A 13586-nucleotide genomic window follows, 5' to 3' on the forward strand; every position below is an offset into this window, starting at 1 on the left:
TAACAATATCCATTATTATGTTACCAATATTTTCATTAAGGTGCTATCATAGATTTTCTGTTTTCCAGATGGATGCTCTTGGCTTTTTTTAAAAGGAAGACAAAAAAATGATTACGCGGGTTAACCACATAATCATTTTCATAAAACTTCATCTAAACGATTGGGCTATTTTCACCAGTTCTTCTTTGTATAACATTTGCCCCGATTCACCCGGTTTATAATGTAAGCTATACATCTTTTGTTCTTCCTCTAACCACACCATACTGCTAGTTTTAAATTTGAAATCATTATTAACTTCAACTGATTGATCTTGAGAATAGTACCCTTCAAACTTTCCTTCTTTAACTTGTTCTCCGGCAAAAGTTAGATTTTCAATATTATCATTCATGGATTGAAAAAAAAGTCGAAGGGTTTCTTTCTTCTCTCCGATTAAGGTAACGGTGTACATCATACCGACAGGGCTTTCTCTGGTTCTGGTTTTAACATCTGAAACCTTAAAAGGCACTTTTGCTGGGAATTTAAACTCGTCTCCTAAAAAAGACGGTTTTTCTATATTAATGTTGTAATAGTGAATGCTTGTTTCGGCAGAATGGTTTTCAATGATTCCTAATTCTGAACCACCGTAGTAGGCTGCTACTGAAATACTTGCAACTGCAAAAATGGAAGACAGAACGGGAGCGAACTTAATTCTCTTTTTTGTGCTAAGAGTCTCTTTAGAGTTGATTTGATTAACAATGTTGTTCTTCATCCTGCTGGTGAATCCATGATTTCTAAATGTGTCCGCCTTCATCATGGTTCGAAGATTTTTCAGTTCATCCATTGTTATACACCTCATCTTTAATTAAGGATTCAATCTTTTTTCGTCCTCTGGCCAGCCGCGATTTGACAGTATTTATGTTGACGTGAAGTACTTCACAAATTTCATCCAGTTTCATTTCCTCGAAGTAATGCAGGAAGATGACCTCTCTGTATTTAATCGGAAGAGATAAAACCGTGCTAATGAGTTCATGATTGGTTTCATTATGTATGACCGTTTCTTCTGGCGTTCCTAGTGTCCCTTTTACCATGTCATTAATCTTATTAGTGATACTTACCATCCTGTTGTTCCAGCTTCTTAAATAATCCTTGCAATGATTAATCGCAATACTGATGATCCAGCTCTTCAAGGCGGAATCTTCTCTAAACGTATCCATTTTGTTATAGCATTTAATAAATACCTCTTGAGTGAGATCTTCGGCCAAGCTGTGATCCTTCACATAAGAAAATACGATATAGTAAACCTCATTTCCATACAGGTTCATGGCTTGATTGAGGAGCTGATCTCTTTCGGCTTTCTCTAAGTCTCTGGGTCGTTCTATTGCCAAGTATGTCACCTTCTTTGAGCTTTTCTGTATACATAAGACGGATGCCGGCTTGATAAGGTTGCTTTTTTGGCGAAAAAATTCTTATAAATATTTCTCTGCTTCAGTAAATTCTTCTATGCCATGTTATTGTGTGATTCACTATAAATTATTTTTAAAAGTCTTTTTCTGCAAAGGTTATGGTTGTTTAAAAGAAATGGATTTCCGCTCCAGGCGTACGACTACGCGGGGCGGGCGTTGAGCCTCCTGGGCTTTGCCTATGGGGTCTCACCTGTCCCGCTAGTCCCGCAGGAGGTCGGACGCCTTCCGCTCCAATCCTTATATATATAAGGGAAAAAGATATATTTACATTTTAAAGCAGAAATAGAAAATCCAATTAATTAAACTGCTTTAATATTATTATTGCTTCTTTTCTTCTAATTTCCAGAATACCCCTGCTTATCTTTTAAAGATCTTTAAAAACTTGAACCTCACGTTACGTGATGTTTTATGATAGAGGTAAGAAATATAAATGGAGATGATATACATGGACCTTTATTCTGTGGGCGAGTTTGCCAAATTAACCGGTGTTAGCATTAGGACCCTGCATTATTACGATGAGATTGGCATTTTGATTCCACTTCGAAAAGATAACGGACGAAGATATTACGATCGATCCCATTTAGTCTCTATGCAAAAAATTGTGACCTTAAAGTTCCTCGGATTTTCCCTGGAACAAATGAAAGAGCTGCTTCTGCAGACAGACTGGAATTTGAAGGAAACTCTGCAGTTTCAGATAAAGCTTCTTGAAGAAAAACTGCTCGGATTGCAAAAAGTGATGAAGGCTTTGGACCATTCGATCCATCTGGCGGAAAGTAGTGAGACCATTGATGCCAGTATTTTCACCTCCTTGATCCGGGGAATTCAATATCAGGACGAACATAAAGAGTGGCTGAAAGACATTTACACGGAAGAAAAGATTGACGAGATCTTCAGTATCCACCCCCAAAGACAGCAGGAACTGGAAAAGAAATTTACCGAGATTCTTTCAAAATTAAAATCCAAGCATGGGAGTAACCCTGGAGCCCCTGATGTCCAATACCTTGTCTCACAGCTGATGGATATGCTGCAGGAGGTCGTCGGTGAGGATCTGCCTGACTTTTTTCAAAGGACAAAGGGTTCGAAAATTGCCACAGAAGATCCAGCCTTTCCTTTGCCGCTGGATTCATCTGAGCAGGAATGGCTTAGAAATGCAATTAAAGTTTATCTTGAAAATGCCGGGATCAAGGAGGAAGCAGATAAATGATGACCTATGGGTAATTGTGGCTGCTTTGATGCTGCCTGGAATCCTGTTAATGGCACTAAATGAAAAAGGGTTATATAAGGAAGCAGTTCCGGAAATCGAACCTCCTCCCTTTTACCTTCGCTTGGTCAATCACATGATCCTGGCCTTCCCCTTTGCAGCGTTAGGCTTGTTTTTCTATAAACGAGCGGGTTTTCATTCACCGGTTTTCATACAAGGGGTTGATGGACTTTCCCTGCTGCTTGGTCTGCTGTGTGCCCTTTTCAATGTTGCTGTCTACTACCTCTTTTTCAAAAAGAAAACGACAGCAGAAATCTTCGAGAAATTGGAAAAAACAAGGCAGCAGGTGTGGATCTCGACACGTTGTTTGTATGGGGGAATTGTGGAAGAAGTGATCTTTCGTTTCGGCCTTATGAGCTTCTTTGTCTGGGCTGGAAATTTCGTAACCGACCAACCTTTACTCTCTGTTTGGATTGCCAATCTCTTAGCAAGTATCTTATTTGCACTAGCCCACCTCCCTGCGGTCTATCAGATGAAGATCTCTGTCACCAAACCCATTCTCTTCTATTCCGTAGGGATGAATATGGTGGTCGGGTTGACGTGCGGCTGGTTATACTGGGATAACGACCTTACAGCAGCCGTCCTGTGTCATATGCTTTTCCATCTGGTTTGGTATGGATTTGAAAAAATTGGCCATAAGTAGAAGAATGGTTGAAACAGAGGTGTGAAAGTTTTGATGGATTTTTCATCGAAGCCGGAAGTGCATTCAGCGTATTAGTTATTTAACTCACTCCAAATATTTACAGACTTTTCACTTTCCACCCCTCACTAAAATTTAGTATACTCTAATAGGAGGTGATAAAAATGGAAGAGAAAATAATAAATCTTCTAACCGAAATGAACCAGGAGATGAAAGGGGTCAAGAAAGAGTTTATTAGCTTCAAAGGTGAGATGATTAGTTTTAAGAAAGATGTTAATGATCGCTTTGATGGTGTAGACCGCCGCCTTGATGGTTTGGATTTACGTCTCGATGGTGTAGATGGCCGCCTCGATAGTGTAGATCGCCGACTCAATAAGGTAGACGGCCGCCTCGATAGTGTAGATCGCCGACTCAATAAGGTAGATGGCCGTCTCGATAGTGTAGATCGCCGACTCAATAAGGTAGATGGCCGTCTCGATAGTGTAGATCGCCGACTCAATAAGGTAGATGGCCGTCTCGATAGTGTAGATCGCCACCTTGAAAAAATGGATGCTAAGCTGGATGGAATAGGGTATCAGTTTGAACAAACGAATGCGTTAAGATCAGAAGACGTTGACTTTGTGACAGCTAAGGTTAATAAGCTGGAGAAGGAAGTTTTTATTCTTAAAAGCAAAAAAAAGTTTAATTCTTTTTAAATTCCACCACAAAGCCTCTTTAGGTTCCTCTTGCTCTAAGCAGCAAAAAAGTTATCCCGCAAATTCTTTACCCGGCTTATTTTTTTCAAGCAGCTCTCTGTTTGTTTACGTGAAACGTCGGTGCCCTTTACGTACTACTTTTCAAGCACTCCCCCATTCAATAATATCTTCTCATTTTTCGATTACAAAAAGCCATCTCCAGTCGATGGCTTTTTTGATAGATTCTTTCATATATGTGACTTATTGCTACGCTTTATGTGCTCCGTGGAAAACGGTACTCAAGTAGTTTCCGTAGTCATCCCCAAAAGGAAGCACCTTTTCCATTAAATCTATCCATAGTCTTTTGTCGAGTTCGAACAGTCCCTTGAGGTGCAGAACTTCCAAGTCTTGAACAGAGAGTTCGGCATGATAGTATTTTTCTCCATTTTTTACGACCATTTCATAATCCGGCCATTTCATCACAAATACTTCATAGTTTACATCCCACTCATGCAGCTGGTTTTCCATTATGCCAGCGACGTACTTCAAGAAGTCTTCACTGCTCATCACCTGCTGCATGTAGCTTCTGACTATACCATTGGTTTGCATAAGCGTTCCTCCTGATCATTAAGTCCTCTCATGTTGGTTTCTTCTTACTTATTTTCCCTCTTTGCTCTTTCCTATAACACCTTCCTGCCCAATGATTGTGATAAAATGGATGCATTTCTAAAATGGCAGAGGTCTATACTCTTCTAGGCAGGAAAGACGTTTGGAAAATCGAAGAGGTAACGAGACTAACTAAGCATTTCATTTGAAGGCCCAAAAAGGCAGTAGTATGATTTTTTTATAACGAGAAACTATAAGTAGAAATGATTTTAGTTATAAGGAGTGCATTGTTTATGAAAATTAAAGCAGCGGTTACCCACGGACAAGGACAGGATTTTAAAATTGAAGAAGTCGAATTAGCAGAACCTAAGGCTAATGAAGTTTTGGTGAAGATCGTTGCCGCCGGTGTCTGCCATACAGACGCAGTGGCGCGTGATGCAGCCATTGCCCCTCTTCCTGCTGTTTTAGGACATGAAGGAGCAGGAATTGTGGAGAAGGTGGGACAAGGAGTGAACACCCTTGAAGAAGGCGATCACGTTGTCCTTTCTTTTGCACACTGCGGCCACTGCCAGAACTGTTTAACAGGCCATCCCGCTGTTTGTGAAACATTCAATGATCTGAACTTCGGTGGTGTTGCCGATGACCACACACACCGCTTAAGCCAGGACGGCCAGGAATTATCTACCTTCTTTGGCCAATCATCATTTGGGACCTTTGCCATTGCTCATGAGCGAAATATAGTAAAAGTGGATAAAGATGTAGATCTTGCTTTATTAGGACCGCTTGGCTGCGGTATCCAAACAGGTGCCGGGACCGTATTGAACACCCTGAAACCTGAATTTGGTTCAACTATCGCCATCTACGGAGCGGGTGCTGTAGGGTTGAGTGCCATTATGGCAGCAAAAATAACAGGCTGCAAACATATAATTGTTGTTGATATACACGACAGCCGTCTCGAATTAGCAAAAGAACTAGGAGCCACTCACACTCTGAATGGTTCTCAAGTAGACGTTGTGAAAGAAATCAAGGCGATCACCAACGGAGGTACAAACTATGCCATTGATACAACCGGGGTTCCTCCCGTCGTCCGACAATGCTTGCAAGCGATGCGTCCACTAGGAAAAGCGGCTATAGTCGGCGTAACTCCTGAAATGAATATCGATGTCCACAATGACATCATGGCAGAAGGCAAAACCATGATGGGCGTTATCGAGGGAGACTCGGTTCCACGAGTATTCATTCCTCAGCTTGTCGAGTATTACAAAGAAGGACGCTTTCCATTCGATAAATTAGTGAAGTTCTTTGAGTTCGAACAAATCAATGAAGCTTTTGAAGAGTCCAAAAATGGAAATGCGATTAAACCGATATTGCGGTTGGGATAAGAAGGATACTGCGGAAAAAGGCATGGGTTGATCCCATGCCTTTTTTAGTTAATATATTGGGGGAGAATTAGCCCCAATTAAAATCTCATTCCCTCATACATTAATCCAATTTCTTTATACCAGGTAATTCAGTCAAATTTAATCGCATACTTTGCAAATTCCTCAGCAAGACCTGCGATATCTTCTTGCATTTGTGATCGCCTCCGCTTTAACTCTCTTTTATTCGAGTAAAATATGGACCGCACAGACCGGTTTCATGTGTAACTGCAAAAGTCCAGTGAAAATGTTTGTCTACTATATACATATCTGTATCTTCTTCATCAAACAAGTCATCCGTGTGAAACAATAACGCGTTTTCAACCAGTAACGCATCATCCTCATGTTGGAAGAAAACAAAGCATTCTTTTTTCGCTTCATAGTTAAATGCCTCTTCAGCTTTTTCACCCTCCAGGCATTCCAACGTATTGTAACTGAAAACATGCCATAAATGACCGCTTGACCCTCCTTTATCAAAGAGATGGATACCTGCTTTTTCTTGTTTGGTAAGGTGATTGGCAAAGCTATTTTCCCACTCTTTTCTCAAGTAAGGTCCCCATTTTGGTATTTCAGTCACTTGTATTTTTTTCCTTTTCAGCCTATCGATTATATTCATTTTACACCTCTGGGTAATATGTAAATGTGCATTTCTTTGAGTGGTTTAGGTATAACCTTCTTTTTCCGTTAACTTAACTATACCTGGCAATGTGATTAATTCTTCTGTAAGACGAATGAGTTGGAGAGAAAGTTTCAATTTAATTGTAATAAAACTATACAAAAAAACTGAAGATCACTTAAAGATCTTCAGCCTTTATCTATACATCTGCATCTCTGCAACTAAATACTTGCCGGAAGGACAGTCACCTATTTCACCGATAACTTCCCGCATTCTTTCAGCAAGCCCTCGTATACCTTTTGATCTCTCGGATTAAAGTCCACATCTTTATAGACGATTTCACCCTTCTTGTCGATTAGGAAACAAGAACGAATCGCCACTTCATCTTTTTCATGGAACACTCCATACTTCTTCACTGTTTCTTTATGCCAGTCTGACAACAACGGATATGGCAGGGTTCCAAGGCTTGCCTCAAACACATTATGTGAAAAAATGTGATCGACGCCAATTGCCAGAATTTCTGTATCTGTACTCTTTATTTCCTCGTAGTCCTCTTTCCAAGAGGATAATTCCGTAATTCAGCCAGGGGTGAAATTTAGCGGATAATAGGCCAGAAGGACATTTTTCTTTCCTTCATAGTCCGATAAGGAAATCTTCTCTTTTCTAGTAGAAGAGAGTTTAAAATCGGGAGCTTTATCACCCACCTTAAGTTCCATGTGGTTTCCCTCCTTTATAGTGCGGTTCTGCAATAGAAACCTTCTTATCTTCATTCTTCCCTGACTTGAGAATATAAAACTTTTTAATGTTTCTTCTTATAGAATGATTGTCACTTGCCCCTCAGGCTTACAACAGATATGTACATTAAATATTAAGAGTAGATGATTTCTCTCCGGATAACCTATTTATGAGGCTCTTTTCGTAAACTTTGTTACTATTTTATATTAACTTCGTAAGGAAACGGCTATATATTCTGCTAAGCCTAAAGAAATGAGCTCCTCCCCGTTTAGAGAGATAACTCTTAGTGTCCGGAGGGTTATACTGCCGAAAGCAAAAATGATGCGAAAACAGTCTATTTTATAGGCGTTTTCTTATTAATTTCTGATTTGAAATTCGATTTTATCTTCACTCCCCTGTTCGTAGGAGGATTGAAGTGGAAGGCGTACGATCTCCTGCGGGACTAGCGGGACAGGTGAGACCCCGCAGGCGCAGCCGAGGAGGCTCACCGCCCGCCCCGCGGAGTCGTGCGCCTGGAGCGGTAATCCATTTCGTTTTATGCAGCCACAATCTTTGCGAAAACTGCCATTTTTTGAAGAAGATATACACCCTTCAACATTATAGAAAACAGAAAGAAGCTGAAGTTTACTTTGTGAATCTTCAGCCTTTTATTAAGGTGCCTTCAGACGGATTTGCAACATATCTTTGTACAAAATCTTCATACGTTAACGGCTTGCTGAAATAAAAACCTTGTCCGATTTCACAGTTCAGGTCTTGCAGGAAACGAAGCTGCGACGCGTTTTCAATTCCTTCGGCAACTACTTCAAACTTCATGTTGTGTCCCATATAGACAATGGTTTTGACGATAGATTCTTCATCTTCTTTCGTGTTGATGCCGTGGATGAAGGATTTATCGATTTTTAACGTGTTGATCGGCAGATGTCTTAGGTAGTTCAAAGAGGAGTATCCTGTACCGAAATCATCGATGGCTACTTTGACGCCGATTTCCTGCAGGCACTCTAATACAAATTTGGCATTTTCGATATCCTGCATGATGCTTTCTGTTAGTTCTATTTCCAGATACTCCGGCTGCAGGCCTGTTTGCTGCAAGACGTGCAGCACTCGTGTGACAAACTTTTGATCTTTAAACTGGACAGGCGATATATTCACAGATACGGTCAATTCAGTGAGCCCTTCTTCCTGCCACTGTTTACATTGAGCTGCAGCTTCTTGCAGAATCCATTCTCCCATTTCTACGATAATGCCTAATTCTTCTGCAAGCGGGATAAATTCAACAGGAGATATTTCACCGAGTTCTGAGCTACTCCATCTCATCAACGCTTCCATCCCGACCACTTTATCATCGGACAGCCTCACTTTTGGCTGATATTGAACATAGAATTCTTTATTCTCCAGTCCTCTTCTCATGCGGTTCTCCAGCTGAAGCTTTCGCCGGTTCACTTCATTAAGAGACGATTTAAAGAATTTATAATTATTTCTTCCGTTTTCCTTTGCGTGATACATGGCTGTATCCGCTGCCTGAATAATCTCTTCCATGCTCTTTCCGTCAAGGGGATACAATCCGATCCCGATGCTTGGCGAACTAAAAAACTCTAAACCTTTAATGATAAATGGTTCTCTGAATTCATGGATAATCTTCTTGCAAATCTCAATGGTTTCCTCTTTGTCGGCATTATCGAGGATGATGATAAATTCATCTCCTCCATACCGGATCAAGCTGTCTTTTCCATAAATACACTGCTTAAAGCGCTTAGAAACCTCGATCAATAATAAGTCCCCAAATTCATGGCCTTGTGTATCGTTGACGATTTTAAAACGGTCTAGATCAATAAAAAGAAGCGAAAAAGGAAGATTCTTCTCTTCCAGAATTAAGTGATTCTTTAAATAAGTCCTATTGGGCAGCCCCGTCAAAGGATCATGATGAGCCAGATACTGAAACTTTTCCTTATACTTAATTTGTTCAGTAATCTCAATTACAACCCCAGTTACCTTATCTAACATTCCGATACGGCTGTAATAAGGGCTCCCTGTCATCTGGATCCACTTGACCTCTTTGTTAGGCAGAATAATCCGGAACTCTTTGGAAGTATCCAGCCCGATCGCCACATCTTCCATTAACTCTCCAACAATCGATAGATCTCTGGGATGAACAGCGTCAATCCACCTTTTTTCAGGATCATAGGAGAGGTAATTATGTTTGTATCCAAATAACTTACTTACTCCCTTGGAGAAGTAGAATTGCTTTGTATGTATATCGTACGACCAAAGTGCAGCACTGGTATTATCGACAATTTGAGTATAGTGCTCCATTTTCTTGTTAATCTCATCATTTTGCTTATCCATTGCCTTATATTTTATGGAAAAATAAATAATAGGAAAGGCAAAGAGAACCGTGTCAAAAATCACGTAGTAATAGGCTTGATTTCCGTAATAATGAAACGCTGCTACGGCAAACGATTTACAAAATGTGATAAGAACAATAAAAAAGAAAACAAGGTCACGTTCCAGCTTCCTCACTTTACTCTCATCCAGCATCATGGAGATCACCTCAGTTCTTTATGTATGGGCGTCTATTTTTCTGTTACATAAATCTCTAAAATTCATCGGGATTCACTCACTCATAGGAAATTTTTCCTATATCCATTAGAACACAAATATAAACAAGAAAATATTAAATTATTGTAAAAAAAAGAAGCAAAAGGACTAGAAGAATTAGCAGAAGTAAAATTGAAGAAACAGTTCAATCTCAGGGTGCTCTTGGAACATTGAATGAACGATCTATTTTGTAAGAGTTTCCTTTTAAGAGGTGTTAAATGTTGGGTTGTCCTCTATACTTATAGTGAAACTACTATTTCATTTAGGAGGCAACCGGCATGAAACTAGGAGCATTTTCAGTAAGTTTGACCGTAAAAGATATCCACGCATCCAAATCATTTTACGAGAAACTGGGGTTCACTGTTATAGGGGGCGAGCTTCAACACTATTATCTCATCATGAAGAATGAGAATTGTGTCATTGGTTTATTTCAGGGAATGTTTGATAAGAACATTCTTACCTTCAATCCTGGGTGGAATGGGAATGGAGAAAATCTTGAATCTTTTACAGATGTAAGGGAATTGCAGAAACAGCTGAAAGAAAAGGATGTTACCATTATAAAAGAGGTAGATGGTGGAGAAGAAGGGCCAGCATACTTAACGATTGAAGATCCGGATGGAAATCATATTTTGATTGACCAGCACCGTTGAGTACACTTACATAAAAATTCTGCAAGTAAAAGAAGCTGGTGCTCCTATCAGCTTCTTTGATTGTATCTAATTTTACAAATAGGAAGGCTTGGCCACCCTGCTTTATTGACTTTTAAACTCTATGAATACCGCTTAATTGTTTCCTCTGCATAATGAATTAAACTAGAATAGCTGGAATTCCCTCTTAAGAATTGGTTTAGTATTGTCAGCGGATCAATCACAGTATCTCTCCTTTTTGAATAGAGAACCGTCTGTATTTCGTTCCTAACCACATAATTGGCAGAATGACGTTCAACCGAATCTGATTCATACCAGTAAAAATCCTGATTGATATCTCTTCTTATCACCTCTCCAATATAAGCCCCCAGGCGAGTCACAAAGTTATCAAAATAGGTATTCAATAAATCGGTGTCATACTGCGACTTCATTAATCTCTCTGCATACTTGTCTATAATGCGGACACTCTCTACGCTGAAATCCAAATTTCTTTTAGTCAAGTTCTCTCTATCCCATGAATTTTTGGACACATCCTGATACATCAAGGCAGCAATTCCTTTTAAATCGTCTTTTTTCAATTTCCTACTCCGGAAACCAAACATATTGATATTCTCCTTTTTCCAATCTCACGGTTCTTGTTTCATCTCAAGTATGTATGGATCTAATATTTTTCGCAAAGGTTTCATGAAGCTCTTCCCTGCCCACCAGCCTATATCAAAAACCCCGTCTCCATTGCCGGTAGAGATGCACTTCACTGTGGTGTCTCCTTCAAAATCGCTGACAGTAACGGTTAATGTAGCGGTGCTGTTGTTACGGAAGAAATATTTTTCAAAAACCAGAATCGCAACCGCTTTGGCATCCTCGTCTTTCCCATTTGCTACCTTGTAGTCTTGAAAAGCCAGTTCTTCTTTATAATCCGGGTCACTTAAAATTTTTGAAACGGCGTCAAATGGTTTTAGATCGACTGTAAATTCTAAATAGCTGCGCAATGTTATTCATCCTTTGTTTAGAAATATCGTATTCCTTAATATGATTTTTCAGGCTTAAAAATTATTGGATTTTTCTGATCTCTTAGTTAGTATACGATTCAACCTTCCGCAAGGTTTCATTCATTTCGATTCGGCTACCTTAATTGACAAATTCTTACTTTTTTAAATAATAGGATTAAACCTATGGGGAAGGAGACTAATAGATGTCAAAAAAACTCACTTGGGGAATTGCTTTTATCATCAGCCTCGGTATTCTGCTCACCATATATGCCGCAATGAATTTTGAATTGCTAAGTTATGAGTGGAATGAAAAAGAGCAACTCGTCTTACATGAAGGATTCGGAAATAGCATCACTGTTACGAATCACGATGTGACCATCGATTATGACAGCCTGGAGATTTTGGAGCAGCAGATGGGTGCCTTTAACAGGTTGATATTCATCGGCATCCTGCTTGCCTCTTTGTTCATTGCCACCTACTGGGTTCTGTTAAGTGATAAATGGCAGGAAAATGAAAAGAAGAGGAAAAAATACATGCTGTGGACGCTCTCCTTGAATGGAATCACCATTACGGCTGCAGTATTCATTGTTTTGCGTTACTATCATCAAATGAATGAGACCTATCATAATGTTTTGTTTTAAAACCAATCAGTATTTTTAATGTGCAAATTATTACTATCAAAATCTTTTAACTGAGGAAAAATAAGGGGAGAAATTCCGCTTATTTAAAAATCAGCCCCAAAAAAGGCTAAAATAAGCGGAGAAATTTCCCTTATTTTCTTAAAAGTTACGAATTCCAGACACTTTACTGATCTTAAGCGGAAAAACTCCGCTTATATACCCCCTATCAAACTCTATTTTTCAGCTTAACCGGAGAATTTCCGCTTATTTATGATGCAACGGGATGTTTATGAAGTGACGGTGAATCTGGAATACCCGGCATAGCAAGGGGACTTCAAGACTCTCTATAAAAAACTCCCTGCAGCAGTGATTCTGCCAGGGAGTTTACTTGTTCCTATTAGGCTTTCACATTAGAATCTTCCTTTAGAAATTCACCAATATAATCATAGACTTCCTGAATATCCTCTTTGGCATCCATCAGGCTGAAGAAGTTGAAGAATCCGTGTATCTGTCCTTCCTCTCTTTTAAGCTTGACAGGTACTCCCGCTTCCTTCAGCTTTTCAGCATAAGCTTCGCCTTCATCACGAAGTGGATCGAATTCGGCCGTGATGACCAGTGCTGGCGGCAGGCCGCTGAGATCGTCTGCATTCATGGGGGCTGCATGTGGATGAAGGTTCCATTCCTTATTTTGAACATAGAGTGTGCTGTAGAGTCCGATATGCTCTGTCGTCAGGAAATACCCGCTTCCATTTTCTTTGTAAGATTCATATTTTTCCGGATTATAAGAATCTGTAACAGGATAAATGAGGACCTGTTTTGAAATGGAAAGTCCCCCTTTGTCTTTAGCGAGCATGGATACAACTGTTGAAAGATTAGCACCCGCACTATCACCTGCTACTGATAAACGGGATGCATCTCCGTTCAGTTCTGCAGCATTTTCATACACCCATTTGGCGGCCTCATAACAATCATTCACCGCAGCAGGAAAAGGATTCTCCGGTGCTAGTCGATAATCCACCGCAATGATTACGTGCTGAGAAGCATTGACCATCCCCCTGCAAAGAGCGTCATGGCTTTCAAGGTCTCCATATACGAAGCCTCCTCCATGAAAAAAGACGACTAATGGAAACGGGCCTTCTCCTTCAGGTGTATAGATTCTTATAGGGAGGATACTTTCAGGACCTTGGATACTCCTGTTCTCTATTTTATGCACAGGCTCTGCTGTTCCATAGCCCACACTTGCTCTTGAGCGAATATCCTCCAATGTCGGTGTGTAGCCTTCTGGATAAACAGGGAGCAGATTATCTAAAAAATATCTCATCTTCGGATTTAAAGCAGCCATC

Annotated in this window: 15 protein-coding genes; 6 read left to right on the top strand and 9 right to left on the bottom strand. The window is 40.0% G+C overall.

The annotated features are described in order from the left end of the window. Nucleotides 1-148: 148 nt before the first annotated feature. Together FZC78_RS02895 and FZC78_RS02900 are read right to left on the bottom strand one after the other, a co-directional pair. Nucleotides 149-820 carry a hypothetical protein gene (locus tag FZC78_RS02895; protein ID WP_148938179.1) on the bottom strand — a complete coding sequence of 224 codons (672 nt, stop codon included), beginning with the start codon at nt 818-820 and terminating at the stop codon, nt 149-151. Further along, entirely contained in the window at nt 813-1364 is a 552-nt protein-coding gene (locus tag FZC78_RS02900; RefSeq protein ID WP_148938180.1) for a sigma-70 family RNA polymerase sigma factor, read from the bottom strand. Before FZC78_RS02900 ends, FZC78_RS02895 begins: the two co-directional genes overlap by 8 nt. A 523-nt stretch (nt 1365-1887) precedes the next feature. On the opposite strand from FZC78_RS02900, the gene FZC78_RS02905 reads away from it, so the two are divergent. The 3 genes from FZC78_RS02905 to FZC78_RS02915 all read left to right on the top strand — a co-directional run bounded on the left by FZC78_RS02905 (nt 1888) and on the right by FZC78_RS02915 (nt 4038). Further along, on the top strand, nt 1888-2646 hold the full coding sequence (locus tag FZC78_RS02905; protein ID WP_187444777.1) for a MerR family transcriptional regulator: 759 nt from the start codon (nt 1888-1890) through the stop codon (nt 2644-2646). Next, nucleotides 2591-3346 carry a CPBP family intramembrane glutamic endopeptidase gene (locus FZC78_RS02910; RefSeq protein WP_148938182.1) on the top strand — a complete coding sequence of 252 codons (756 nt, stop codon included), beginning with the start codon at nt 2591-2593 and terminating at the stop codon, nt 3344-3346. Before FZC78_RS02905 ends, FZC78_RS02910 begins: the two co-directional genes overlap by 56 nt. Nucleotides 3347-3507: 161 nt before the next feature. Further along, the gene (locus FZC78_RS02915) at nt 3508-4038 is read left to right on the top strand and encodes a DUF7310 family coiled-coil domain-containing protein (protein WP_148938183.1); all 531 of its coding nucleotides are present in this window, start codon (nt 3508-3510) and stop codon (nt 4036-4038) included. Nucleotides 4039-4284: 246 nt separating this feature from the next. Here FZC78_RS02915 and FZC78_RS02920 read toward each other — a convergent pair whose 3' ends face one another. Beyond that, the gene (locus FZC78_RS02920) at nt 4285-4626 is read right to left on the bottom strand and encodes a hypothetical protein (protein WP_148938184.1); all 342 of its coding nucleotides are present in this window, start codon (nt 4624-4626) and stop codon (nt 4285-4287) included. Nucleotides 4627-4916: 290 nt separating this feature from the next. Here FZC78_RS02920 and FZC78_RS02925 point away from each other — a divergent pair, with 290 nt between their 5' ends. Continuing rightward, the gene (locus tag FZC78_RS02925) at nt 4917-6005 is read left to right on the top strand and encodes an NAD(P)-dependent alcohol dehydrogenase (RefSeq protein WP_148938185.1); all 1089 of its coding nucleotides are present in this window, start codon (nt 4917-4919) and stop codon (nt 6003-6005) included. A 208-nt stretch (nt 6006-6213) separates the two neighbouring features. On the opposite strand, the gene FZC78_RS02930 is transcribed toward FZC78_RS02925, so the two are convergent. The 3 genes from FZC78_RS02930 to FZC78_RS02945 all read right to left on the bottom strand — a co-directional run bounded on the left by FZC78_RS02930 (nt 6214) and on the right by FZC78_RS02945 (nt 9930). Continuing rightward, the gene (locus tag FZC78_RS02930; protein WP_148938186.1) at nt 6214-6657 is read right to left on the bottom strand and encodes a DUF4275 family protein; all 444 of its coding nucleotides are present in this window, start codon (nt 6655-6657) and stop codon (nt 6214-6216) included. Nucleotides 6658-6905: 248 nt separating this feature from the next. Next, nucleotides 6906-7427, bottom strand: coding sequence for a redoxin domain-containing protein (locus tag FZC78_RS02935; protein ID WP_353733557.1), 522 nt, complete (start codon nt 7425-7427; stop codon nt 6906-6908). 604 nt (nt 7428-8031) lie between these two features. Further along, on the bottom strand, nt 8032-9930 hold the full coding sequence (locus tag FZC78_RS02945) for a bifunctional diguanylate cyclase/phosphodiesterase (RefSeq protein WP_148938189.1): 1899 nt from the start codon (nt 9928-9930) through the stop codon (nt 8032-8034). Between the two features lie 335 nt (nt 9931-10265). Between FZC78_RS02945 and FZC78_RS02950 the strand changes: the two genes are divergently transcribed. Further along, nucleotides 10266-10637, top strand: a complete 372-nt coding sequence (locus tag FZC78_RS02950; RefSeq protein ID WP_148938190.1) for a VOC family protein — start codon at nt 10266-10268, stop codon at nt 10635-10637. Between the two features lie 119 nt (nt 10638-10756). Here FZC78_RS02950 and FZC78_RS02955 read toward each other — a convergent pair whose 3' ends face one another. Then, nucleotides 10757-11236 (bottom strand): hypothetical protein, encoded by a 480-nt coding sequence (locus FZC78_RS02955; protein WP_148938191.1) that lies wholly within the window; start codon nt 11234-11236, stop codon nt 10757-10759. A gap of 24 nt (nt 11237-11260) precedes the next feature. Beyond that, nucleotides 11261-11623 carry a DUF6054 family protein gene (locus FZC78_RS02960; RefSeq protein WP_148938192.1) on the bottom strand — a complete coding sequence of 121 codons (363 nt, stop codon included), beginning with the start codon at nt 11621-11623 and terminating at the stop codon, nt 11261-11263. Between the two features lie 203 nt (nt 11624-11826). On the opposite strand from FZC78_RS02960, the gene FZC78_RS02965 reads away from it, so the two are divergent. Then, nucleotides 11827-12264, top strand: a complete 438-nt coding sequence (locus FZC78_RS02965) for a hypothetical protein (RefSeq protein WP_148938193.1) — start codon at nt 11827-11829, stop codon at nt 12262-12264. Between the two features lie 376 nt (nt 12265-12640). Here FZC78_RS02965 and FZC78_RS02970 read toward each other — a convergent pair whose 3' ends face one another. Further along, entirely contained in the window at nt 12641-13585 is a 945-nt protein-coding gene (locus FZC78_RS02970; RefSeq protein ID WP_148938194.1) for an alpha/beta hydrolase, read from the bottom strand. Between the last annotated feature and the right edge of the window lies 1 nt (nt 13586).

The organism is Rossellomorea vietnamensis (genome assembly GCF_008180415.1).
In the GTDB taxonomy this organism is placed as follows: domain Bacteria; phylum Bacillota; class Bacilli; order Bacillales; family Bacillaceae_B; genus Rossellomorea; species Rossellomorea vietnamensis_C.

Excerpts from the sequence above, each read along its gene's own strand:
- FZC78_RS02920 (WP_148938184.1), bottom strand. The coding sequence starts at position 4,626 with ATGCAAACCAATGGTATAGTCAGAAGCTACATGCAGCAGGTGATGAGC.
- FZC78_RS02970 (WP_148938194.1), bottom strand. The coding sequence starts at position 13,585 with ATGGCTGCTTTAAATCCGAAGATGAGATATTTTTTAGATAATCTGCTC.
- FZC78_RS02925 (WP_148938185.1), top strand. The coding sequence starts at position 4,917 with ATGAAAATTAAAGCAGCGGTTACCCACGGACAAGGACAGGATTTTAAA.
- FZC78_RS02930 (WP_148938186.1), bottom strand. The coding sequence starts at position 6,657 with ATGAATATAATCGATAGGCTGAAAAGGAAAAAAATACAAGTGACTGAA.
- FZC78_RS02950 (WP_148938190.1), top strand. The coding sequence starts at position 10,266 with ATGAAACTAGGAGCATTTTCAGTAAGTTTGACCGTAAAAGATATCCAC.
- FZC78_RS02905 (WP_187444777.1), top strand. The coding sequence starts at position 1,888 with ATGGACCTTTATTCTGTGGGCGAGTTTGCCAAATTAACCGGTGTTAGC.
- FZC78_RS02945 (WP_148938189.1), bottom strand. The coding sequence starts at position 9,930 with ATGATGCTGGATGAGAGTAAAGTGAGGAAGCTGGAACGTGACCTTGTT.
- FZC78_RS02895 (WP_148938179.1), bottom strand. The coding sequence starts at position 820 with ATGGATGAACTGAAAAATCTTCGAACCATGATGAAGGCGGACACATTT.
- FZC78_RS02965 (WP_148938193.1), top strand. The coding sequence starts at position 11,827 with ATGTCAAAAAAACTCACTTGGGGAATTGCTTTTATCATCAGCCTCGGT.
- FZC78_RS02910 (WP_148938182.1), top strand. The coding sequence starts at position 2,591 with ATGCAATTAAAGTTTATCTTGAAAATGCCGGGATCAAGGAGGAAGCAG.
- FZC78_RS02915 (WP_148938183.1), top strand. The coding sequence starts at position 3,508 with ATGGAAGAGAAAATAATAAATCTTCTAACCGAAATGAACCAGGAGATG.
- FZC78_RS02955 (WP_148938191.1), bottom strand. The coding sequence starts at position 11,236 with ATGTTTGGTTTCCGGAGTAGGAAATTGAAAAAAGACGATTTAAAAGGA.